Consider the following 23,661-nt stretch of genomic DNA (forward strand, 5'->3'; position numbering starts at 1 on the left):
GTTGAAAATGGAGCGGGCGAAGGGAATCGAACCCTCGTATAGAGCTTGGGAAGCTCTCGTTCTACCATTGAACTACGCCCGCATTGAAGTGCGTAAGGGATTATAAACCTTACGCTCTTCTTGGCAAGGGACTAACCGACTGACTGGCGATTAATTCACCGTCAGCATTTTGGCTTACTCCCCTGCGGCGGTAAATAACGCAGCGGATCGATAGCCGTTGCCCGGTAGCGGATTTGGAAATGCAGGCGCACCGTCGTCGCATCCGAGCTGCCCATTGTCGCTATCTTCTGCCCGGCCTTCACGTTTTGACCGTTGTTCACCAGCATGGTGTCATTATGCGCATACGCAGTGATGTAGTCCTCACTGTGCTTAATCATGATGAGATTACCGTAGCCCCGCAGCTGATTACCGACATAAACCACCTTCCCTGCTCCGGCCGCATAAATCGGCGTACCGCGCGCAGCCGAGATATCGATGCCCTTATTGCCGCCGTCCGCCGTAGAATAAGGCAGAATCACCTTACCGCTGGCAGGCCACTGCCAGCAACGTTGCCCTACTGGTGGCCAGGACGACTGCGGCACAGAAGAAGATGGTCTGACCGCCGCCGTTTTGGTTGAGGATTTCTTGGTTGTTTTGCCAGATCCAGAACTGGTTTTCGCGCCGCCGCTGACCTTCAGCTTTTGCCCCACTTCAATGGTATAGGGCGGTGAAATATTATTCAGGCGAGCGATCTCTTTCACGCTGGTACCGGTGGCGCGCGAAATACGGTATAGCGTATCTCCCCGCTTCACGGTATACACGGAGCCGGAATAACTTCCTGTATCAGACGACTTGCTCCCGGAACAGCCCGCTAACAGCAGACCGACACACAGCAGCATCACGATACCCAGGCCATTTTTCTTCAGGCGTCCTGCACTCAAAACAATACCTCGCAACATTTTCAGACGCTTTATCATAGCAGCCAGAAACCGGATGCCAAATCATATCGCGCAACGAACCGGCGGCTCTGGCATTTCACACCCTCTGTTAATCACTCTGACTTAATTAAGCATATAATGTGAGTGCTTAAGATTGATGGTGGACGCTATGCGACAGGAACATGTCATTTTATTGAATGAGCAGGACCAACCCTGCGGAACGCTGGAAAAGTATGCGGCGCATACCGCCACAACCCCTCTGCACTCCGCTTTCTCGTGCTGGATATTTAACGAGCAGGGCCAACTGCTGGTCACCCGCCGCTCGCTGCACAAAAAAGCCTGGCCAGGTGTCTGGACCAACTCTGTCTGCGGTCACCCGCAGTTGGGCGAAACCAACGAAGCTGCTATTGTCCGCCGGGCTCGCTTCGAACTGGGTGCAGATATCAACTTGCTCACCCCCGTATACGCTGATTTTCGTTATCGCGCCACGGACCCGAGTGGAATAGTTGAAAACGAAGTATGTCCGGTTTATGCCGCACATATCGTCAGTGAGCTACAGCTAAACCCAGATGAAGTGATGGATTGCCAGTGGAGCAATCTTGAGGATGTCTTAAGCGGGATTGACGCGACGCCGTGGGCTTTCAGCCCGTGGATGGTAATGCAGGTTGCAAACAAAGAAGCGCGTGCGCTGTTGCAGAATTACTGCCAACAAATTATTGCCTGATGGCGCTACGTTTATCTGGCCTACATAACGAATCGTAGGCCGGATAAGGCGTCAGCCGCCATCCGGCATTTCACATCTTACTTAACCGGGCGCATCGCCGGGAACAGGATCACGTCACGGATGGTGTGGCTGTTGGTGAACAGCATAACCATACGGTCGATACCAATGCCCAGACCCGCAGTCGGCGGCAGACCGTGTTCCAGAGCGGTAACGTAGTCTTCGTCGTAGAACATCGCTTCGTCATCACCCGCATCTTTGGCGTTAACCTGATCCTGGAAACGCTGCGCCTGATCTTCGGCATCGTTCAGCTCGCTGAAGCCGTTACCGATCTCACGTCCGCCGATGAAGAATTCGAAGCGATCGGTGATTTCCGGGTTTTCGTCATTACGACGCGCCAGCGGAGAAACTTCTGCCGGGTACTCGGTAATGAAGGTTGGTTGAATCAGGTGCGCTTCTGCAACTTCTTCAAAGATCTCGGTCACGATACGACCCAGACCCCAGCTCTTCTCAACTTTGATGCCGATAGATTCAGCAATCGCTTTTGCAGAGTCGAAGTTATCCAGATCGGCCATGTTGGTTTCCGGACGGTATTTCTGAATCGCTTCGCGCATGGTCAGTTTTTCAAACGGCTTACCGAAGTCGAAGACTTCTTCACCGTAAGGCACTTCAGTCGTTCCCAGAACGTTCTGCGCCAACGTACGGAACAGAGATTCAGTCAGTTCGATGAGATCTTTGTAGTCCGCATAAGCCATGTAGAGTTCCATCATGGTGAACTCTGGGTTATGGCGAACAGAGATGCCTTCGTTACGGAAGTTACGGTTAATTTCGAATACGCGTTCGAAGCCGCCAACTACCAGACGCTTGAGGTAAAGTTCCGGCGCGATACGCAGGTACATGTCCAGATCCAGCGCGTTATGATGAGTGATAAACGGACGCGCTGCCGCACCGCCTGGGATCACCTGCATCATAGGGGTTTCGACTTCCATAAAGCCGCGAGCAACCATGAACTGACGAATGCCAGCCATAATCTGTGAACGCACTTTAAAGGTATTGCGGGATTCATCGTTAGAGATGAGATCCAGGTAACGTTGACGATAGCGCGCTTCCTGATCCTGCAGACCGTGGAATTTGTCCGGCAGCGGGCGCAGCGCTTTGGTCAGCAGACGCAGTTCGGTGCAGTGGATAGACAGCTCACCGGTCTTGGTCTTGAACAACTTACCTTTCGCGCCGAGGATATCGCCCAGATCCCATTTTTTGAACTGCTCGTTGTAGACGCCTTCCGGCAGGTCATCGCGAGCAACGTACAGCTGAATACGGCCGCCAACGTCCTGCAGCGTAACGAATGATGCTTTACCCATAATACGACGGGTCATCATACGGCCAGCAACGGATACCTCAATGTTCAGCGCTTCCAGCTCTTCGTTTTCTTTCGCGTCGAAGTCAGCATGCAGTTGGTCTGAGGTATGATCGCGACGGAAATCGTTCGGGAACGGGATCCCCTGCTCACGCAGGCTCGCCAGCTTCTCACGGCGCGTTTTCAGTTCATTGTTAAGGTCGGCTACCGCGTCAGCGCCCTGTACGTGTTGTTCAGACATGTTGGTTCCTCATAACCCTGCTTTCAAACTTGCTTCGATAAATTGATCCAGGCTGCCATCCAGCACCGCCTGCGTGTTACGGGTTTCAACCCCGGTACGCAGATCTTTGATGCGGGAGTCATCAAGGACATAAGAACGAATCTGGCTACCCCAGCCGATATCTGACTTGGTGTCTTCCATCGCCTGTTTCTCGGCATTCTTCTTCTGCATTTCCAGTTCATAAAGCTTCGCTTTCATCTGCTTCATGGCCTGGTCTTTGTTCTTGTGCTGGGAACGGTCGTTCTGACACTGCGTCACAATCCCGGTCGGGATGTGGGTAATACGCACCGCAGATTCCGTACGGTTAACGTGCTGACCGCCTGCACCGGAGGCACGGTAAACGTCGATGCGCAGGTCCGCCGGGTTGATATCGATATCAATATCATCGTCAACTTCCGGATAAACAAACGCCGAACTGAACGACGTATGGCGACGTCCGCCGGAGTCGAACGGACTCTTACGTACCAGGCGGTGTACGCCGGTTTCAGTACGCAGCCAACCGTAAGCATATTCACCAGCAATTCTGATGGTCACGGATTTAATACCCGCGACTTCACCTTCAGACTCTTCAATGATTTCAGTCTTAAAGCCGCGCGCTTCAGCCCAACGCAGATACATGCGCATCAGCATGCTTGCCCAGTCCTGCGCTTCCGTACCACCAGAACCTGCCTGAATATCGAGATAGCAATCCGCGCTGTCATATTCACCGGAGAACATACGACGGAATTCCAGCTGGGCCAGCTTATCTTCCAGCGTATCGAGTTCTGCTACGGCTTCGTTAAAGGTTTCTTCGTCATCGGCTTCTACAGCCAGTTCCAACAGGCCGGAGACATCTTCCAGGCCCTGGCTCATCTGATCGAGCGTATCAACGATGGCCTCAAGGGAGGAACGCTCTTTGCCCAGCGCCTGAGCGCGTTCGGGTTCGTTCCACACGTCCGGCTGTTCCAGCTCGGCGTTTACTTCTTCCAGACGCTCTTTCTTGGCATCATAGTCAAAGATACCCCCTAAGAACGTCAGAGCGCTCCGTGAGGTCCTGAATGCGGTTATTTACCGGATTAATTTCAAACATTGTCTGATTTCTTTTATTGGACTAGTCAAAATGCGGTGATAAGAGCGGGATTGTAACTAATCCACGCCCTTTTTTATAGCGATTAGTGACGCTAAAGTGGCCAGATATTGTCGATTATAATCTGCAAGCTGCGGTTGCCGCGAAACTCGTTAATATCCAGTTTGTAGGCAAGCTGAACTTCGCGCACGCCGTTGTCCGGCCAGCAGGTGGTATCGACATTAAACGCAATACCGTCCAGCAGCGGACCACCGCCCACGGGCTCGACCATCACCTTCAGATGACGCTCACCGACCAGACGCTGCTGGAGCAAACGGAAATGCCCGTCAAACAGCGGTTCCGGGAACATTTGCCCCCACGGTCCGGCATCGCGCAGCATTTGTGCGATCTCCATGGTCATCTCCGCCGCGCTCAGTGGGCCATCCGACACCACTTCACCTTGCAGTAAGGCAGGATCCAGCCACTCGGTTACCAGTTCGCCAAAACGCTGCTGGAAACGCTCAAACTGCGCCTCTTCAAGCGATAAACCCGCCGCCATGGCGTGACCGCCAAACTTGAGGATCATGCCCGGATAAAGGGTGTCCAGGCGCTCCAGCGCATCGCGCATGTGTAGCCCCTGAATCGAACGCCCGGACCCTTTGAGAGTACCGTCACCTGCCGGGGCAAACGCTATCACTGGACGATGGAATCGCTCTTTAATACGCGATGCCAGAATCCCCACAACGCCCTGATGCCACTCGGGATGATACATTGCCAAGCCGCCCGGTAGTGTATCACTACTGCGTTCCAGCTTTTCACACAAGGTCAGTGCTTCGGCCTGCATACCCTGCTCGATCTCTTTGCGCGTCTGGTTGAGCGCATCAAGCTCATTGGCCAGCACACGCGCTTCGCCAATGTTGTCGCACAGCAACAGCGCCACACCAACGGACATATCGTCCAGACGGCCCGCCGCATTCAGCCGTGGCCCTAGGGCAAAACCTAAATCACTGGCTGCCAGCTTTAGGGGGTCGCGATTGGAAATCTCCAGCAGCGCTTTAATACCAGGGCGACACTTTCCGGCACGAATGCGGCTTAAGCCTTGCCACGTCAGAATACGGTTATTGGCATCCAGCGGGACCACGTCCGCCACCGTGCCAAGTGCAACCAGATCGAGCAAATCTGCCAGGTTCGGCGGTGCAATGCCGCGTTCATCAAACCAGCCTTTGTCACGCAGGAAAGTACGCAGCGCCAGCATCAGATAGAAGGCTACACCAACGCCTGCCAGCGATTTCGACGGGAACTCACAGTCGGGCAGGTTAGGATTAATGATTGCCTCTGCGCCCGGCAGCGTATCCCCTGGCAGGTGGTGATCGGTCACAACGACCGGGATCCCCAACGTTCTGGCATGTTCGACACCCGCGTGAGACGAGATGCCGTTGTCTACGGTGACAATCAGCTGAGCGCCCCGGGCATGGGCCTGATCAACGACTTCCGGGCTTAAACCATAACCGTCTTCAAAACGATTTGGCACCAGGTAGTCAACGTTACTGCAGCCCAACGCGCGCATCGCCAGGATGCTTAGCGCCGTGCTGGTCGCACCATCAGCGTCAAAATCGCCGACAACGATGATTCGGGTTCCTTCGCGAAAGGCGTTGTAGAGGATCTCAACCGCTTTTTCGACGCCGTTCAAATGTTGCCACGGCAGCATGCCTTTCACGCTACGCTCAAGCTCCTGCGCGCTACGTACACCACGGCTGGCGTATAAACGGCGCAGCAGTGGCGGCAAGTCTGCAGGTAGCTCGGCGGTCTCGTCGGCCTCACGCCGACGAAGTTGTATCTGTTGTTTCACGCGAATTATTTACCGCTGGTTTGTTTTGCATGTGCGTCGAGGAATTCTTTCATCTCTTTCGGGCCCTGATAACCAGGTACGACATAGCCATTGCTCAGCACAATCGCCGGTGTACCGCTGACGCCAAACTGTACGCCCAGCGCATAGTGGTTAGCGATATCCACATCACAGGTCGCCGCTTTTACACCCTTGCCAGTCATCGCGTCGTCAAAGGCTTTGTTTTTGTCCTTAGCACACCAGATAGACTTCATGTCCTGTTCAGCCTGGCTGTCCAGCCCCTGACGTGGGAAGGCCAGATAACGTACGGTGATCCCCAACGCATTGTAATCTTTCATCTCTTCATGCAGCTTGTGGCAGTAACCACAAGTGATGTCGGTGAAAACGGTAATGACGTGTTTTTCCTGCGGCGCTTTGTAGATGATCATCTCTTTTTCCAGCGCGTTCAGATGCTTCATCAGCAGTTGGTTGGTGACGTTCACCGGACTTGCGCCGCTCACGTCATACATCGGTCCCTGAATAATATGTTTACCGTCTTCAGTTACGTACAGCACACCGCTATTGGTTAGTACGGTTTTCATGCCCGCAACCGGAGCAGGTTGAATCTCGGTGCTCTGCACACCCAGCTTTGCTAATGACTGGCGAATTGCCGCGTCGTCTGCATGTACCATGCCGGAAAACGCCGTCGCCAGCAGGGTGAACATCATAAAACGTTTTTTCATAGCCTATCCTATCCTGTCAGCACTCACGCTCGCGGGTGATGCTGTTGATGTAGTTGCCGCAAGCGCTCCGTTGCGACATGAGTATAAATTTGCGTTGTCGAGAGATCGCTATGCCCCAGTAGCATCTGCACCACGCGCAGATCTGCGCCATGGTTGAGCAGATGCGTAGCAAATGCGTGCCGCAGGACGTGCGGTGACAGCTTTTCGCTGTCGATTCCCGCCAACACAGCATAGTGTTTGATACGATGCCAGAAGGTCTGACGGGTCATCTGTTGCGCCCGCTGACTAGGAAACAGCACATCAATCGATACGCCGTTGAGCAACCATGGACGCCCATGCTCCAGGTATGTTTCCAGCCAGTACACTGCCTCCTCACCCAACGGGACAAGGCGCTCTTTGTTACCTTTACCGATCACCCGTACCACGCCCTGACGCAGGCTGACGTCACTCATCGTCAGTCCTACCAGTTCAGACACGCGCAGGCCCGTTGCATACAACACTTCCAGCATGGCTTTGTCGCGTAGCTCCAGCGGTTGATCGATAAGCGGCGCCTGCAGCAGTCGTTCTACCTGCGCTTCGCTGAGATCTTTGGGCAGACGCTGCGGAAGTTTAGGTGATGCAAGCGAGGCGCTGGGGTCATCTTCGCGATATTTTTCGCGGTACAGATGCTGAAAAAAACGTCGCGTCGCACTGAGCAAACGTGCAGAACTGGTGGCTTTATACCCTCCATCCATCCGCTCAGCCAGCAAGGCTTGCAGATCATCACTTTGCGCGGTCGCAAGCGAAGCGCCGCGGTGATGTAACCATTCCACAAGCATGGTCAGATCGCGACGATACGCACTTAATGTGTTTTCCGCCAGATTTCGTTCCAGCCACAGGGCATCAAGAAACTGCTCGATGCGCGCCAGATCCTGTTCCACTCGCGCCCCTTATTCCACTCTCATTTTTGATGCATTATGCCTCATTGTGCCGGGATTGCGGCGATTCTGTTACACTACCCGCAACGCTACAGCAGAATTGAGATGTTTACGTCATGAACATGGGTCTTTTTTACGGTTCCAGCACCTGCTACACCGAAATGGCAGCAGAAAAAATCCGCGATATCCTGGGTCCCGAACTGGTGACACTGCACAACCTCAAAGACGATTCCCCGACCCTAATGGAGCAGTATGACGTGCTCATTTTGGGCATCCCAACCTGGGATTTCGGTGAAATTCAGGAGGACTGGGAAGCTGTCTGGGAGCAACTGGACGACCTCAACCTGGAAGGAAAGATTGTCGCACTTTACGGTATGGGCGATCAGTTGGGATACGGTGAATGGTTCCTGGATGCGCTGGGTATGTTGCACGATAAACTGATCACCAAAGGTGTAAAGTTTGTCGGCTACTGGCCCACCGAAGGCTACGAATTCACCAGCGATAAACCCGTCATTGCCGATGGACAGCTGTTTGTTGGTTTGGCGCTGGATGAAACGAACCAGTACGATCTCAGCGATGAACGCATTCAGGCCTGGTGCGAGCAAATTCTTGGCGAAATGGCCGAGCACTGGTCCTGAATTTCTGCCGACTGACGGCTAAGGTCGCAACCTTACCGTCAGTACTACTTCTGCTTCGCCTTTTGCAGCATCAACCGCCGTAAATCCCGCCACTCAGCATCATCCATACTGTCTGCCGCCAGCCACAAATGTTGACGTTTTCCGGCATCAGAGCGCAAACGCAGCATCATGCCTGTTTTAACCATCCAGGGGGCGCTAACGATAGACCACTCTTGCCCTTGCCAGCGCAGACGACCATCCATCAACAACCGAATCTCACCCTGACAGGCGTTGATTCGACGCTGACTGCGAACGCTATCGAATACCACCAGAGAGAGCAAAACCAGCCATAATGGGGTGTAGCTCAATGGCCAGGGCATCAATAAAATAAACACCGCGACCAGCCCATGAATTAGCAGTGAAAGCCACTGCGCGCGCCATGATACGCGTAAATCAGATTGCCACTGGACCACGTTCCCGATTCCGTGTCTGGATAAGTCGCACCATCTGCTCCAGCTCAGCATCAGCTGGTTTCCCATGATTCATCAACCAGTTAAATAAATCTGGATCATCACATTCTAGCAGACGGATAAAGATACGTTTTTCTTCGTCACTTAAGCTGTCATATTCATGTTCGAAAAACGGCATGATCGAGATGTCCAGCTCGCGCATACCGCGGCGGCATGCCCAATGAATACGTGCTTTGTTGTTAATATCCATGTTCTTCTCCCTGTCTCGCGAAAACGAAGTATCCCGCTATTGTAACGTGTTTTTCCCGCTCTTTTACGGGAATATCAGTAAACTGAAGCTCGCTCGCTAAATAAAACCTTATTAAGCCAAAGGATTCACCATTTTTTGATGTTTCCTCGCAAAGCGCAATATATGGCACAAATAGCCTGTTTAAACCGCTTGCAATGGGCCATAGCTCTTTTACCATTAGTCATTATCACTGCGTTAAGCAAATCAGGACATTATTATGGCTTTTACATCTTTTCCTCCTCGCCAGCCTTTCGCGTCAACGCGTTTGCCTCTGACGCTAATGACGCTCGATGACTGGGCGCTCGCCACCATCACCGGTGTCGACAGTGATAAGTATATTCAGGGTCAGGTCACAGCGGATGTCAGCCAGATGACCGAGCATCAGCACCTGTTAGCTGCACATTGTGACGCCAAAGGTAAAATGTGGAGCAACCTGCGTCTGTTCCGACAGGGTGACGGTTTTGCATGGCTTGAGCGCCGTAGCCTGCGTGATGCGCAGCTCACCGAGCTGAAAAAATACGCGGTCTTCTCGAAGGTGGCGATTGCCCCGGATGACGAGCGTGTCCTGCTGGGCGTAGCGGGATTCCAGGCACGTGCAGCGCTGGCCAATCTCTTTAGCGAATTACCGAACAGTGATAAGCAGGTCATTACCGAAGGTGCCTCCACGATATTGTGGTTCGAACACCCTGCTGAACGTTTTCTGCTGATCGTTGATGCCACCACAGCAGAAACCTTGGTTGAAAAGCTGCGTGGCGAAGCAGAGTTAAATAACAGCCAGCAGTGGCTGGCGCTGGATATCGAAGCGGGTATCCCCGTTATTGATACAGCCAACAGTGCACAGTTTATTCCACAGGCTACCAATCTGCAGGCTCTGGGCGGGATCAGCTTTAAAAAAGGCTGCTACACCGGTCAGGAAATGGTTGCTCGTGCAAAATTCCGCGGAGCCAATAAACGCGCCATGTGGACTTTGGCGGGTGCCGCCGGTCGAGTACCGGAAGCTGGCGAAGACCTTGAATTAAAAATGGGCGAGAACTGGCGTCGTACCGGTACCGTACTTGCCGCAGTAAAACTGGCCGATGGTCAGGTACTGGTGCAGGTTGTGATGAATAACGACATGGAGGCCGACAGCGTGTTCCGCGTTCGTGACGACGCAAAAACGCTGCAAATCGTACCGCTGCCGTATTCGCTGGAAGAGTAAATGAATAATGCCTGATTGCGATGCGTCTATCAGGCATGCTGGCTTTTGTTTTGTAGGCCGGATAAGGCGCTAGCCTCCATCCGGCGTCAGTGATTACGCCTGACCAACGTACAGATAGATCGCCAGGAAGTGGCAAACGCTGCCGCCCAGCACAAAGCCGTGCCAGATCGCATGGTTATAAGGAATGCGCTTACAGACGTAGAAAATTACGCCCAGGGAATACACCACACCGCCAACAGCCAGCAACGTCACGCCTCCCGCTGCCAACTTAACCGCCAGTTGATACACCACAATCAGCGATAGCCAGCCCATTGTCAGGTAGGTTACCAGCGACAGAACCTTAAATCGGTGCGCAATGGTCAGTTTGAATAAAATACCGATCAGCGCCAGGCTCCAGATAACAATCATCAGTCCACGTGCCAGCGGCGAATCAAGCCCCACCAGCAGAAATGGCGTGTAGGTCCCGGCAATCAGCAGATAAATCGCACAGTGGTCAAATTTTTTCAGCCAGACTTTCGCTCTCTGATGGGGGATCGCGTGATACAAGGTTGAGGCGAGGAACAGCAGGATCATGCTGCCGCCGTACAGGCTATAGCTGGTAATGGCCATAGCGCTGGCGTTGGTATCTACTGCCTGGACCAGTAATAACACCAGTCCGACAATCCCAAACACCAGCCCGATACCGTGACTGATGCTATTGGCTATTTCCTCTGCCAACGAATATCCCTGCGCGATTAATGGCTTCTGAACCATAAGTTACTCCCCAGAAACGAACACTTTCGTTATTGCGCCTCTAGCGTAACTGAGAATGGTTCCAGTGAACACCTGTTAGCTAAAATAAATATCACATTAATATTAACCCTTTAAAATCATTGTGTTGTAAGTGATTTTTCAACTAACAGATGTTTCTTTAAATCAAAGGCATTTAAAATCAATCACATAAAATTGCGTCTGATTCGGGTAAATCTCGGCAATCACATGTTTAAGTTCTTCAAGCGTCATGTTTTCCTGCTGGGCATGTTTATCCGTTAGCGTATCCAGCGTGGCGGTTGAGGTGCCAACAACCTCAATCGTGCAGAAGTAACCGTCATCTTCGAAGCGCCCAACCCGTAAAATGTCCCCGGCTTTGAAGTGTGATTCGGACTCGTCACGAATGGTGATGGTCTTGCGTCCGGCCAGAATGTCATCCTGGAAACGCTGAAAAAAAGTGATGTCATTTGGCTGCATGTTATTATTCCCTGTAGATGAAGTCTGATGAGTGAGTTTTGCCATTGTGAGTATGTTCTCCCACGCTGCCATCGCCAGTCTCAACAATCTTGAGATGCTGGTCTACAACTATGTCATCAAAAACCGTGACAAAGTCATGTACATGACCATTCGCGAGCTGGCCGATGCCGTGGGTGTTTCTACTACCACCGTACTGCGCTTTTGCCGCAAGCTTAAATGTGAAGGTTACTCAGAATTTCGCGTGCGCTTCAAATTATATTTAGAGCAGAATGAACCGCAACAGGCTAATTTCGGTGCCAGCGAAATTATCAGTTTCTTTAAAGGCGTCAATAACGACGAATTCGATAAACTGCTCGATCAGGCTGTTGATATTATATTATCGTCCGAACGTATTATATTCGTCGGAGCGGGAACGTCTGGAGCGCTGGCAAAATATGGCGCACGTTTTTTCTCAAACGTCGGTAAATTCAGTAATCACATTGACGATCCTTATTTCCCGGTCACTAACGACATGGCCAGAAACGCGCTGGCGATCGTGCTTTCCGTATCTGGTGAAACAGAAGAGATCCTGCGCTTTGCCAGCCAGTTCAGTCTGCACAACTGTAAGGTTCTGTCGGTCACCAGCCATGAACACTCTCGCCTGGCGAAACTCGCCGACTTTAACCTCTCCTGGCATGTTCCACAAACACGTATTGCCGGGGTATACGATATAACCACGCAGATCCCCGTTATTTATATTCTGGAATCACTCGGTCGCAAGCTGGCGAAAAGAATAGCGTAAAAAAACAATCTGTTTTTTTGATGTAACAAATCACATTTACGCTATTTTGTTATATCGTGACATTTATCTTTCCTTTGTTAGACTCAAAATCAGATTGTATTAATTTGAGACTGAGCGCAGATGAAAAAACTTACCTTACCAAACGATTTTTTATGGGGCGGCGCGGTTGCGGCGCACCAGGTTGAAGGCGGCTGGAACAAAGGTGGCAAAGGCCCCAGCATTTGCGACGTACTGACCGGAGGGGCACACGGCGTTCCGCGAGAAATCACTCAGGAAGTTGAGTCCGGTAAGTACTACCCCAACCACGAAGCTGTCGATTTTTACAGTCATTACAAAGAAGACATCAAGCTGTTTGCCGAGATGGGATTCAAATGCTTCCGTACCTCAATCGCCTGGACCCGTATCTTCCCCAAAGGGGACGAAACCCAACCGAATGAAGAAGGGCTAAAGTTCTACGACGACATGTTCGATGAACTGCTGAAGTACAACATTGAACCAGTCATCACCCTTTCCCACTTTGAAATGCCGCTGCACCTGGTTCAACAGTACGGTAGCTGGACCAATCGTAAAGTCGTCGATTTCTTTGTCCGTTTTGCTGAAGTCGTTTTTGAGCGCTATAAGCACAAGGTCAAATACTGGATGACCTTCAATGAGATCAACAACCAGCGTAACTGGCGCGCACCGCTGTTTGGTTATTGCTGCTCCGGCGTGGTGTATACCGAGCATAAAAACCCGGAAGAGACTATGTACCAGGTGCTGCACCACCAGTTCGTGGCCAGCGCGCTGGCGGTAAAGGCGGCACGTCGCATCAACCCGGAAATGAAAGTCGGCTGCATGCTGGCGATGGTGCCACTGTACCCGTTCTCCTGTAAGCCTGAGGATGTGATGTTCGCGCAGGAATCGATGCGTGAGCGCTACGTTTTCACTGACGTTCAGCTGCGCGGCTACTATCCATCATATGTACTGAACGAGTGGGAACGCCGCGAATTCAACATCCGAATGGAGGCCGACGATGAGCAAATCCTGCGTGAAGGCACCTGTGACTATCTCGGATTCAGTTACTACATGACCAACGCGGTAAAAGCGGAAGGCGGCAGCGGCGATGCCATTTCTGGTTTTGAGGGCAGCGTACCGAACCCGCACGTAAAAGCCTCCGACTGGGGCTGGCAGATTGACCCCGTCGGTCTACGCTATGCCTTATGTGAGCTGTATGAACGCTACCAGAAGCCGCTGTTTATCGTTGAAAACGGGTTTGGCGCTTATGACAAAGTAGAAGAAGACGGCAGCATCAACGACGACTATCGCATCGACTATCTGCGCGCCCACATCGAAGAAATGATGAAAGCGGTGACCTATGATGGCGTAGACCTAATGGGCTACACGCCATGGGGCTGCATCGACTGCGTATCGTTTACCACCGGTCAGTACAGCAAACGTTACGGCTTTATCTACGTGAACAAACATGACGACGGCACCGGCGATATGTCGCGTTCACGAAAGAAGAGTTTTGAGTGGTATAAAGCGGTGATTGCCAGCAACGGCGAGAATCTGTAATTTTTTGCCGGATGGCGGCGTAAACGCCTTATCCAGCCTACAGGTTATACTCCCGTAGGCTGGATAAACGCAGCGCTATCCGGCAATTAAATCCCTACTTCCCGCCTGCCAGTTCCAGAAAACTGCCCGTTACGTAAGATGCCTTCTCGCTCAACAGCCAGGTAATTGCCTGCGCGACTTCTTCCGGCTGCCCGCCACGCTGCATAGGCAACAGTGATTTCACGCGATCGACTCTTCCCGGCTCGCCGCCTGATGCGTGCATTTCAGTGTAGATAAGACCTGGTCGCACGCAGTTTACGCGGATCCCTTGCGCCGCAACCTCCAGCGCCAGGCCGGTGGTGAGCGTGTCCACAGCGCCTTTCGAGGCCGCGTAATCAACATATTCGAATGGCGCACCAAGCCGCGATGCCGCCGAAGAGACATTTACAATCGATCCACCCTGACCGCCGTGCTTGAACGACATGCGCTTTACCGCTTCCCGACAGCACAGAAAATAGCCGGTAACGTTGGTTGCCAGTACGCGATTAATTCGTTCGGCGGTTAAGTTTTCGACCGTGCTTTGCTCAAACAAGATCCCGGCATTATTCACCAAGGCAGTCAGTTGCTCGCCTTCACGGTCAATAGACTCAAACATTGCCACCACCTGGCTTTCATCACTGATATCCGCACGCAAAGCAAATGCTTTACCGCCTGCAGCGACGATGTTGTTCACCACCTCGGTTGCCGCACGAATATGGTGATGAAAATTCACGGCGACCGTGTAACCCTCTTGCGCCAGTTGCAGCGCGGTTGCTCGACCAATGCCACGACTGCCGCCCGTCACCAATGCTATAGCCATAACGTTTCTCCCAAAAAATAAAGGCGCCGAAGCGCCTTTAAAAGATAGTTGAATCAGCAGATTACTGATATTCGCTCATCGGTACGCAGGAGCAGAACAGGTTACGGTCACCGTAAACGTCATCAAGGCGTTTCACGGTTGGCCAGTATTTGTTCGCCACACCCGCCGGGAAGACGGCGATTTCGCGGCTGTAACCGTGATTCCACTCCGCGACCAGCTCGTTTTGCGTGTGCGGTGAGTTAACCAGCGGGTTATCTTCCAGTGACCATTCACCGGCTTTCACGCGATCGATCTCAGCGCGGATTGCCAGCATCGCATTGATAAAGCGATCCAGTTCCACTTTGCTTTCAGATTCAGTCGGTTCAACCATCAGGGTACCCGCGACCGGGAATGACATAGTCGGCGCATGGAAACCGTAATCGATTAGGCGCTTGGCAATATCCAGTTCGCTGATGCCGGTCTCTTCTTTCAGTGGGCGAATGTCGAGAATACATTCATGCGCCACGCGACCATCGCGACCGGTATACAATACCGGATAAGCATCTTTCAGACGGCTGGCAATGTAGTTAGCGTTAAGAATCGCCACCTGGCTTGCCTGCTTCAGACCTTCTGCGCCCATCATACGGATGTACATCCAGCTGATTGGCAGAATGGATGCGCTACCGAACGGCGCCGCAGAAACTGCGCCCTGACGGGTCAGCATCCCTTCAATCTGCACTACGCTGTGGCCCGGTACAAACGGCGCCAGATGTGATTTCACGCCGATCGGTCCCATACCTGGGCCGCCGCCGCCGTGCGGAATGCAGAATGTTTTATGCAGGTTGAGGTGCGAGACATCTGCGCCAATAAAGCCCGGCGTGGTGATCCCAACCTGAGCGTTCATGTTCGCGCCATCAAGGTAAACCTGGCCGCCGAACTGGTGCACAACGTCGCACACTTCACGGATCGTTTCTTCATAAACGCCGTGGGTGGATGGATAGGTCACCATGATGCAAGAAAGGTTGTCGGCATGTTGTTCTGCTTTTGCTCGCAGATCGTCCAGGTCGATGTTGCCGTTCTTATCACAGGCGACAACCACTACCTGCATACCCGCCATCTGTGCAGACGCCGGGTTGGTACCGTGGGCAGAAGCCGGGATCAAGCAGATATCGCGATGACCTTCGTTACGGCTTTCGTGATAATGACGAATCGCCAGCAGACCCGCATACTCGCCCTGCGCACCGGAGTTCGGCTGCATGCAGACGGCATCATAACCGGTCAGTTTAACCAACCACTCGGAAAGCTGGCCGATCATCTGGTGATAACCTTCAGCCTGCTCTGGCGGGCAGAACGGATGCAGCTCAGCGAATTCAGGCCAGGTGATAGGGATCATCTCGGCAGCGGCGTTGAGCTTCATGGTGCAGGAACCCAGCGGGATCATTGCCTGATTCAGCGCCAGATCTTTACGCTCCAGTGAGTGCATGTAGCGCATCATCTCGGTTTCGCTGTGATAGCGGTTGAACACCGGATGGCTGAGGATCGCATCGTCACGCAGCATGCTTTCCTGAATAGAACGGCTGTCGAGCGCCACGTCTTTATCCAGCGTATCGATGTTCAGAGCGTGACTGTCGCCCAGCAGTACATTGAACAACTGCACCACGTTTTCACGGGTGGTGGTTTCATCGAGCGTAATACCTACCGCGTTATGGATATCGCTACGCAGGTTGATTTCTGCCGCTTCGGCACGCGCCAGCACTGCGGCCTTATCGGCTACTTCAACGCACAGGGTGTCGAAGTAATGCGCATGACGCAGCTTCAATCCTTTCTGTTGCAGACCGGCTGCCAGGATATCAGTCAGGCGGTGGATGCGATTAGCAATGCGTTTCAGGCCAACCGGACCATGATAAACGGCATACAGGCTGGCGATGTTGGCCAGCAGGACCTGCGAGGTACAAATGTTGGAGTTCGCTTTCTCGCGGCGGATATGCTGCTCACGAGTCTGCATCGCCATGCGCAGTGCGGTATTGCCCGCCGCATCTTTGGAGACGCCGATAATACGGCCTGGCATGGAGCGTTTGAATTCGTCTTTAGCGGCGAAGAATGCCGCGTGTGGGCCACCGTAACCCATCGGTACGCCGAAGCGTTGTGCAGAACCGAAAACGATATCCGCGCCCTGTTTGCCCGGAGCAGTCAGCAGTACCAGCGCCATAAAGTCGGCAGCGACACTGACCACAACTTTACGGGATTTCAGCTCGGTAATCAGTTTGCTGTAGTCATGCACTTCACCGGTGGTGCCAACCTGCTGCAACAGCACGCCAAACACATCCTGGTGATCCAGTGCTTTCGCCGCGTCATCAACAATCACGTCAAAACCAAAGGTTTGTGCACGAGTACGCACAACATCCAGCGTTTGCGGATGGACATCAGCGGCCACAAAGAAGCGGTTGGCGTTTTTCAGTTTACTGACGCGTTTTGCCATCGCCATCGCTTCAGCCGCCGCGGTGGCTTCATCCAGCAGAGAGGCGGAGGCCATGTCCAGACCGGTCAGATCCAGCGTCACCTGCTGGAAGTTGAGCAGCGCTTCCAGGCGCCCCTGAGAAACTTCTGGCTGATACGGCGTATACGCAGTGTACCAGCCCGGGTTTTCCAGCATGTTGCGCAGGATAACCGGTGGCAACTGCACGGCGGTGTAGCCCATGCCAATGTAGGACGTGAAGCGCTTGTTACGCCCAGCGATGGCTTTTAATTCAGCCAGCGCAGCGTATTCGGTCGCCGCCTCGCCCACCTGCGGCGGGGTTGCGAGCTGAATGTCTTTCGGCACAATCTGGCCGATCAGCGCGTTTAACGACTCGGCGCCAACCGCATTCAGCATCTCTTGCTGCTGCGCGGCGTCCGGTCCGATGTGGCGTTCAATGAAAGCGCCGCTGTTTTCAAGCTGGCTTAACGTCTGTGTCATGGGCGATGGTTCCTGAAACGTGCAGTGAATCGTGATTGTCTCTGTCTACGAGCCCGGCTGCGCTAGCGCTTACCGGGTCTACGCATGCTTTGTAGGCCGGATAAGCGCAGCGCCATCCGGCAAAAGCGTATTTACTCGTCTTCTAACAATGCTTCATATGCGGTCGCATCCAGCAGCGATTCAATTTCGCTTTCATCGCTGGCTTTGATTTTGAAAATCCAGCCGCCCGCATACGGCTCGCTGTTGACCAGTTCCGGGGAGTCGCTGAGCGCGTCGTTAACCGCCACAATCTCACCACCTACTGGCGCATAGATATCGGATGCCGCTTTTACGGACTCCGCAACGGCACAATCATCGCCCGCGCTGACGGTTGCGCCAACTTCTGGCAGGTCAACGAAAACCATGTCACCTAACAGCTCCTGAGCGTGTTCGGTGATACCAACGGTGTAAGAGCCGTCAGCTTCTTTGCGCAGCCATTCGTGTTCTTTGCTGTATTTCAGTTCTGCAGGTACGTTGCTCATCAATCAATCTCCAAAAAAGGATGAATTACGCGACGGCTTTGCCGTTACGCACAAAAACAGGTTTAGTCACTTTTACCGGCATTTCGCGGTTACGGATCTGCACGATCGCAGTTTCACCGATACCCGCAGGGACTCGCGCCAACGCGATGCTGTAACCAAGAGTTGGAGAGAATGTCCCGCTGGTGATAATGCCTTCCTGCTGGTTGCCGGAAGCATCGGTGAAGCGCACCGGCAGTTCATTACGCAGCACGCCTTTCTCGGTCATCACCAGCCCGACCAGTTGTTCGTGGCCTTTTTCACGCTGCATTTCCAACGCTTCACGACCGATAAAGTCGCGGTCAGCCGGTTCCCATGCGATGGTCCAGCCCATGTTGGCCGCCAGCGGAGAAATGCCTTCGTCCATCTCCTGACCGTACAGGTTCATACCGGCTTCCAGACGCAGCGTGTCACGTGCGCCGAGACCGCAGGGTTTGACACCAGCCTGTACCAGCGCACGCCAGAAATCTGCCGCTTTTTCATTCGGCATGGCAATTTCATAGCCTGCTTCGCCGGTATAACCGGTGGTTGCGATAAACAAGTCGCCCGCCTGAACGCCGAAGAACGGCTTCATGCCTGCTACCGCCTGACGCTGCTCGTCAGTAAACAACGTAGCTGCTTTTTCCTGAGCGTTTGGACCCTGTACCGCAATCAGCGACAGGTCGTCACGAACGGTGATGTCGATAGCGTATGGTTCAGCGTGTTGGGTAATCCAGGAGAGGTCTTTTTCGCGGGTGGCGGAGTTTACAACGAGGCGGAAGAAATCTTCAGTGAAGTAGTAGACAATCAGGTCATCTATCACGCCGCCCGAAGCGTTAAGCATACCGGAGTAGAGGGCTTTACCCGTCTTCGTTAGCTTTGCGACGTCGTTTGCCAGCAGATAACGCAAGAACTCCCGGGTGCGGCTACCGCGCAGGTCGACGATGGTCATATGCGACACATCAAACATTCCGGCATCGGTGCGAACAGCATGGTGTTCATCGAGCTGAGAACCGTAATGCAGTGGCATCATCCAGCCATGGAAATCGACCATGCGCGCGCCACATAGCGTGTGTTGTTCGTACAAAGGAGTCTGTTGAGCCATCTTTTCCTCGTTGAATAAGCGGGGCTACCAACTCTTTCGCGGTGAAATTTTCGCCACGAAACCCAGCACCGCAGCCGCTCCAGGGGCTACGACGCAAACGTTCTCTTTGTCCTGAACTTACCACCGAAACAGACGCTAAACCATAAGTCAAAATTAACCATCACATTAGCTTATGGCGAAAAACAGCCAGATCGCCAACAGAATAAAACTCCATATATGTAGTAAGAAATCAGAATAACAAACAAAGATAAGCGCAAACTTACAGCACTAATCCACATTAAATGTGGGAAAAATGTCAAAAATGGCGTTATGAAAAAAACGTAATATCAAAAAAACTAATGCGAAAAAAGGCGTGGAATTAGATTATTTCAAATGAGAGAAGCACCCCGGCGCGCAGGCCGGGAGAGGAAAGTGTGACGGGTCTCAAACTCTTAAGATTGTCCTTACGGACACTAACGTAACCACTCGGGAAGATCGTTCAGTCCCATCGCCTGACGGATCAGTTGTGGTTTTACGCCCGGGAGGGTATCGGCCAGTTTCAGCCCAATATCGCGTAGCAGTTTTTTCGCCGGATTCTCGCCTGCAAACAGTTCACGGAATCCCTGCATCCCTGCCAGCATCAGCGCTGCGCTGTGCTTACGGCTGCGCTCGTAGCGGCGTAAATAGAGATAATGCCCAATATCTTTACCCTGACGTTGTAGCCGCTTAAGTTCATCGATCAGCTCCGCCGCATCCATAAAGCCAAGGTTAACCCCCTGACCCGCCAGCGGGTGGATGGTATGCGCCGCATCCCCCACCAGCGCCAGACGATGGGCGGCGAACTGACGGGCATAACGTCCCGTCAGCGGAAACGCCTGACGTTCGCTTTCAAGGCTGCACAGCCCCAGACGATTATCAAAAGCGATATTCAGCGCCTGATTAAACTCGTCAACGCTTGCCTGCTGCATACGTTCTGCTTCCTGCGGCGAGAGCGACCAGACGATAGAACACAGGTGTGGATCGCTGAGCGGCAGGAATGCCAGGATCCCCTCGCCGTGAAACGCCTGACGCGCAACCGCACCGTGCGCTTCCTGCGTACGGATAGTCGCCACCAGCGCATGATGACGATAATCCCAGAAGGTGAGCGGAATATCCGCTTTGTTGCGCAGCCAGGAGTTAGCACCATCAGCACCGACGACCAGGCGGGCCGTCAGCATTGCGCCATCTTTCAGGGTCAGAAATGCTTCGTTCTCACCCCAGGCCACCTGCTGTAATTCAGCGGGTGCCATCAGCGTAATATCCGCTGAACGCTGCGCCTTTTGCCACAGCGCATAATGAATCTCTGAGTTTTCGACAATGTGCCCCAAATGGCTGTAGCCCATGCTCTGGTCATCAAACGCAATACGTCCAAAGCTGTCTTTGTCCCAGACTTCCATGCCGTGGTAGCAGCAAGCGCGACGGGCAACAATGTCGGACCAGACGCCAAGACGGGTAAGCAGTTTTTCGCTGGCGGCATTAATGGCCGAAACACGAAGCTGAGGAGGTGCATCCGCCGCCAACGGCTGCGGAACATGTTGTTCTAATACAGCAACGCGCAACCCGCTGCCCTGTAAGCCGCAGGCAACCGCCAGTCCTACCATGCCGCCACCAACAATTGCTACATCAACACTTTGCACTGTTTGCTCCTGAAAATAGGACAATCAAAAACCGTAGGCCGGATAAGGCAAAGCCGCCATCCGGCATCAATTCTGCGACATTGCCTGATGGCGCTGCGCTTATCAGGCCTACTTCTTTAATTCGGCCTACAGGTTATATTTAGCGCGCAACCCAGCCCAGGGTCCGCTCCGCCAGCGCATCGCGCGCAGGGGTGAATAATTCCATCGCCATCAGCCCGGCATTACGCCCAACAACCAGCGGGGCCCAGGGATTGGCAAACAAATACACTAAATTATTGGTCACACCAATCGTCGTATTACGATCGCTTTCGCGGCGCTGCTGATAGCGTGCCAGCACCGCATAATCACCCACATCTTCCGCGCCGTTTTCCGCCTGCGTCAACGTCTCAGCCAGGCTCATTACGTCACGCAGGCCCAGGTTGAAACCTTGCCCGGCAATGGGATGCAGCGTCTGGGCGGCGTTCCCTACCAGCACGGTACGATGGGTAATCGCCTTCAGCGCTGTAGTTAACGAAAGCGGGTAGGCGCTGCGTTTACCGGCCTGGGTAATACGTCCCAGTCGCCAGCCAAAAGCGGTTTGTAGTTCACGGCAAAACTGTTCGTCGGACCAGGCCATAATCTCATCACGCTGCTCCAGCGGATGGCACCACACCAGCGAGCAGCGACCGTCAGACATCGGCAGCATTGCCAGCGGACCATATTGCGTGAAGCGTTCAAACGCTCGCCCGTCGTGCGGTACAGAGGTCGTGACATTGGCAATTACCGCCAGTTGCTCATAAGGCTGTTGCAGCCAGTCAACACCGCAGGCGGTAGCCAGTGCGGAGCGCGTACCGTCGGCGGCCACCAGCAGGCGACCATCAATCACTTCGCCATTTTCCAGCGTAACTTCTACGCGCTCCTGTGTGCGCGACACGCTGGCTACGCGATCGGGGCAGTGCAATGTGACGCCCGGCGCTTTGCGCAGCAGCGCAAACAGACGCAGCCCGACGTCGTGCAGTTCTACCACCTGGCCCAGAGCCGGAATACGGTATTCCTGCGCATCCAGCGTCACAAATCCGGCATGACCGCGATCGCTGACGTGAACCGTTTTAATGGCCGTTGCGCAATCGGCAATCGCCTGCCATACGCCAATTCGCGCCAGCTGTTGGCAGGTTCCTGCCGCCAGAGCGATCGCCCTGGCATCAAACCCGGGATGGCGGTCAGTTTCAGGTTCGCTCGCTTCTATCAGATGAACCGGCAGAGTCCCATGGCTGAGCTGAGAAATGGCCAACGCCAGCGTCGCGCCAACCATACCACCACCAACGATAATCACGCTCATTGCAGTCGCGCCGCAGCCATTAAGGCTTCAATGTCATCCGCTTTCTTCACTACGCTGGCGGTCAGGTTTTCATTGCCGTCCTCGGTGATGAGAATGTCATCCTCAATACGAATGCCGATACCACGATAAGCCGGCGGTACATCGGCGTCTGGCGCGATATACAGTCCCGGCTCGACGGTGAGCACCATTCCCGGCTCAAGAATACGTGAGCGGTCCTGACCATAAACGCCGACGTCGTGCACATCCAGCCCAAGCCAGTGGCTTAGACCATGCATAAAGAATGGGCGATGTGCATTTTCGGTAATCAACTGATCGACATCACCGTGCAAAATACCGAGTTTCACCAGACCCGTAATCATGATGCGCACCACTTCGCCAGTGACTTCCTGAATGGACGTTCCGGGACGATACAGACGCAAGCTGGTCTCTAAGGATTCCAGCACGATATCGTAGATTTCACGCTGTGCTGGGGTAAATTTACCATTTACCGGAAAGGTACGCGTAATGTCGCCCGCATAGCCTTTGTATTCACAGCCAGCGTCGATCAGCACCAAATCGCCATCGCGCATTTCACTTTCATTTTCGGTGTAATGCAGGATACAGCCGTTTTCACCGCTGCCGACAATCGTGTTATAGGACGGATAACGCGCACCATGGCGGGTAAATTCGTGGTGAATCTCCCCTTCTAACTGGTATTCAAACATTCCCGGACGGCATTTTTCCATCGCACGGGTATGCGCCAGCGCGGTGATTTCTCCGGCACGACGCATGACCGCAATCTCTTCCGGTGATTTGAACAGGCGCATCTCATGCACCATTGGACGCCAGTCGATAATCGCGGCAGGTGCGTGCAGATTTTGTCTGGAGCCTTTACGCAGTTTATCCAGCGCCGTGTGCACAATCTCGTCGGCCCAGGCATATTCGCCCTGTGCGTGGTACACCGCGTCCAGGCCATTGAGCAACAGGTGCAGCTGTTGGTTGATTTCACTGAAGGCCAGCGCCCTGTCAACGCCAAGTTTTGCCGGGGCAGCATCCTGGCCCAGACGGCGACCAAACCAGATCTCCGCCGTCAGATCGCGAACCCGATTGAACAAAACGCTATGGTTATGAGTGTCATCGCTTTTAATCAGCACCAGCACGGCTTCAGGTTCGTTAAAACCGGTGAAGTACCAGAAATCACTGCTTTGGCGGTACGGGTATTCACTGTCCGCGCTGCGCGTCGCTTCAGGCGCGGCAAAAATCAGCGCGGCGCTGCCGGGCTGCATTTGTGCCAGTAAAGCCTGGCGACGACGCTGGAATTCTTGCTGAGATATCTCGCTCATCACACTCTCCT

The 23,661-nt window shown here is 53.5% G+C and carries 22 protein-coding genes and 1 tRNA gene; 5 read left to right on the top strand and 18 right to left on the bottom strand.

All coding sequences use genetic code 11. The features are described from left to right. Positions 1 to 8: 8 nt before the first annotated feature. Together C2U41_RS17845 and actS are read right to left on the bottom strand one after the other, a co-directional pair. Positions 9 to 82 (bottom strand) — tRNA-Gly (locus C2U41_RS17845). A gap of 79 nt (positions 83 to 161) precedes the next feature. Then, positions 162 to 920: an amidase activator ActS gene (gene actS, locus C2U41_RS17850; protein ID WP_003026902.1), complete on the bottom strand. Its 759-nt coding sequence runs from the start codon at positions 918 to 920 to the stop codon at positions 162 to 164. Between the two features lie 166 nt (positions 921 to 1,086). Between actS and idi the strand changes: the two genes are divergently transcribed. Next, the gene (idi, locus tag C2U41_RS17855) at positions 1,087 to 1,641 is read left to right on the top strand and encodes an isopentenyl-diphosphate Delta-isomerase (protein WP_032948043.1); all 555 of its coding nucleotides are present in this window, start codon (positions 1,087 to 1,089) and stop codon (positions 1,639 to 1,641) included. Between the two features lie 77 nt (positions 1,642 to 1,718). Here idi and lysS read toward each other — a convergent pair whose 3' ends face one another. The 5 genes from lysS to xerD form a co-directional block, all read right to left on the bottom strand. Beyond that, complete coding sequence (lysS, locus tag C2U41_RS17860; protein WP_003026911.1) at positions 1,719 to 3,236, bottom strand: lysine--tRNA ligase; 1,518 nt, start codon at positions 3,234 to 3,236, stop codon at positions 1,719 to 1,721. Between the two features lie 9 nt (positions 3,237 to 3,245). Beyond that, positions 3,246 to 4,344, bottom strand: a protein-coding gene (prfB, locus tag C2U41_RS17865; protein ID WP_096878465.1) for a peptide chain release factor 2 whose coding sequence is annotated in 2 segments (ribosomal slippage) — positions 3,246 to 4,268 and positions 4,270 to 4,344 — 1,098 coding nt in all. Because the reading frame shifts where the segments join, the coding sequence is not laid out codon by codon here. Between the two features lie 91 nt (positions 4,345 to 4,435). Then, positions 4,436 to 6,169, bottom strand: coding sequence for a single-stranded-DNA-specific exonuclease RecJ (gene recJ, locus C2U41_RS17870; protein WP_016150943.1), 1,734 nt, complete (start codon positions 6,167 to 6,169; stop codon positions 4,436 to 4,438). 5 nt (positions 6,170 to 6,174) lie between these two features. After that, positions 6,175 to 6,888, bottom strand: a complete 714-nt coding sequence (gene dsbC, locus C2U41_RS17875; RefSeq protein ID WP_003825520.1) for a bifunctional protein-disulfide isomerase/oxidoreductase DsbC — start codon at positions 6,886 to 6,888, stop codon at positions 6,175 to 6,177. A gap of 23 nt (positions 6,889 to 6,911) precedes the next feature. Further along, a complete protein-coding gene (gene xerD, locus C2U41_RS17880) occupies positions 6,912 to 7,808 on the bottom strand; it encodes a site-specific tyrosine recombinase XerD (RefSeq protein ID WP_003026928.1) in 897 nt (298 codons plus the stop codon). Between the two features lie 113 nt (positions 7,809 to 7,921). Here xerD and fldB point away from each other — a divergent pair, with 113 nt between their 5' ends. Further along, positions 7,922 to 8,443 carry a flavodoxin FldB gene (gene fldB, locus C2U41_RS17885; protein WP_003026933.1) on the top strand — a complete coding sequence of 174 codons (522 nt, stop codon included), beginning with the start codon at positions 7,922 to 7,924 and terminating at the stop codon, positions 8,441 to 8,443. A gap of 44 nt (positions 8,444 to 8,487) precedes the next feature. Here the strand turns inward: fldB and C2U41_RS17890 are convergent, their stop codons facing one another. Both C2U41_RS17890 and sdhE read right to left on the bottom strand, forming a co-directional pair. Next, the gene (locus C2U41_RS17890; RefSeq protein WP_003026936.1) at positions 8,488 to 8,895 is read right to left on the bottom strand and encodes a protein YgfX; all 408 of its coding nucleotides are present in this window, start codon (positions 8,893 to 8,895) and stop codon (positions 8,488 to 8,490) included. Then, positions 8,876 to 9,142 (bottom strand): FAD assembly factor SdhE, encoded by a 267-nt coding sequence (gene sdhE, locus C2U41_RS17895; RefSeq protein ID WP_003026938.1) that lies wholly within the window; start codon positions 9,140 to 9,142, stop codon positions 8,876 to 8,878. Before sdhE ends, C2U41_RS17890 begins: the two co-directional genes overlap by 20 nt. Before the next feature lie 256 nt (positions 9,143 to 9,398). On the opposite strand from sdhE, the gene ygfZ reads away from it, so the two are divergent. Further along, positions 9,399 to 10,379 (top strand): tRNA-modifying protein YgfZ, encoded by a 981-nt coding sequence (gene ygfZ, locus C2U41_RS17905; protein WP_103848957.1) that lies wholly within the window; start codon positions 9,399 to 9,401, stop codon positions 10,377 to 10,379. A 93-nt stretch (positions 10,380 to 10,472) separates the two neighbouring features. On the opposite strand, the gene trhA is transcribed toward ygfZ, so the two are convergent. Beyond that, positions 10,473 to 11,132, bottom strand: coding sequence for a PAQR family membrane homeostasis protein TrhA (gene trhA, locus C2U41_RS17910; RefSeq protein WP_003026947.1), 660 nt, complete (start codon positions 11,130 to 11,132; stop codon positions 10,473 to 10,475). A gap of 162 nt (positions 11,133 to 11,294) precedes the next feature. Continuing rightward, on the bottom strand, positions 11,295 to 11,606 hold the full coding sequence (gene yqfB / locus C2U41_RS17915; RefSeq protein ID WP_103848958.1) for a N(4)-acetylcytidine aminohydrolase: 312 nt from the start codon (positions 11,604 to 11,606) through the stop codon (positions 11,295 to 11,297). A gap of 52 nt (positions 11,607 to 11,658) precedes the next feature. Between yqfB and C2U41_RS17920 the strand changes: the two genes are divergently transcribed. Beyond that, positions 11,659 to 12,387 carry a MurR/RpiR family transcriptional regulator gene (locus tag C2U41_RS17920; protein ID WP_003838265.1) on the top strand — a complete coding sequence of 243 codons (729 nt, stop codon included), beginning with the start codon at positions 11,659 to 11,661 and terminating at the stop codon, positions 12,385 to 12,387. 120 nt (positions 12,388 to 12,507) lie between these two features. Further along, complete coding sequence (gene bglA / locus C2U41_RS17925) at positions 12,508 to 13,941, top strand: 6-phospho-beta-glucosidase BglA (protein WP_103848959.1); 1,434 nt, start codon at positions 12,508 to 12,510, stop codon at positions 13,939 to 13,941. A gap of 94 nt (positions 13,942 to 14,035) precedes the next feature. Here the strand turns inward: bglA and C2U41_RS17930 are convergent, their stop codons facing one another. The 7 genes from C2U41_RS17930 to pepP form a co-directional block, all read right to left on the bottom strand. Then, positions 14,036 to 14,779: an SDR family oxidoreductase gene (locus tag C2U41_RS17930; protein ID WP_016150949.1), complete on the bottom strand. Its 744-nt coding sequence runs from the start codon at positions 14,777 to 14,779 to the stop codon at positions 14,036 to 14,038. Between the two features lie 61 nt (positions 14,780 to 14,840). Then, positions 14,841 to 17,714, bottom strand: a complete 2,874-nt coding sequence (gcvP, locus tag C2U41_RS17935; protein ID WP_044713822.1) for an aminomethyl-transferring glycine dehydrogenase — start codon at positions 17,712 to 17,714, stop codon at positions 14,841 to 14,843. A 131-nt stretch (positions 17,715 to 17,845) separates the two neighbouring features. After that, positions 17,846 to 18,235: a glycine cleavage system protein GcvH gene (gcvH, locus tag C2U41_RS17940; protein WP_003026965.1), complete on the bottom strand. Its 390-nt coding sequence runs from the start codon at positions 18,233 to 18,235 to the stop codon at positions 17,846 to 17,848. A 25-nt stretch (positions 18,236 to 18,260) separates the two neighbouring features. Beyond that, positions 18,261 to 19,355, bottom strand: a complete 1,095-nt coding sequence (gene gcvT, locus C2U41_RS17945) for a glycine cleavage system aminomethyltransferase GcvT (protein ID WP_003026967.1) — start codon at positions 19,353 to 19,355, stop codon at positions 18,261 to 18,263. 452 nt (positions 19,356 to 19,807) lie between these two features. Next, positions 19,808 to 21,010: an FAD-dependent 2-octaprenylphenol hydroxylase gene (gene ubiI / locus C2U41_RS17955; RefSeq protein WP_103848960.1), complete on the bottom strand. Its 1,203-nt coding sequence runs from the start codon at positions 21,008 to 21,010 to the stop codon at positions 19,808 to 19,810. A gap of 139 nt (positions 21,011 to 21,149) precedes the next feature. Then, complete coding sequence (gene ubiH / locus C2U41_RS17960; protein ID WP_103848961.1) at positions 21,150 to 22,328, bottom strand: 2-octaprenyl-6-methoxyphenyl hydroxylase; 1,179 nt, start codon at positions 22,326 to 22,328, stop codon at positions 21,150 to 21,152. Then, a complete protein-coding gene (gene pepP, locus C2U41_RS17965) occupies positions 22,325 to 23,650 on the bottom strand; it encodes a Xaa-Pro aminopeptidase (RefSeq protein WP_003026976.1) in 1,326 nt (441 codons plus the stop codon). Before pepP ends, ubiH begins: the two co-directional genes overlap by 4 nt. Between the last annotated feature and the right edge of the window lie 11 nt (positions 23,651 to 23,661).

It is taken from the genome of Citrobacter freundii complex sp. CFNIH4 (assembly GCF_002934505.1).
In the GTDB taxonomy this organism is placed as follows: Bacteria; Pseudomonadota; Gammaproteobacteria; order Enterobacterales; family Enterobacteriaceae; genus Citrobacter; species Citrobacter freundii.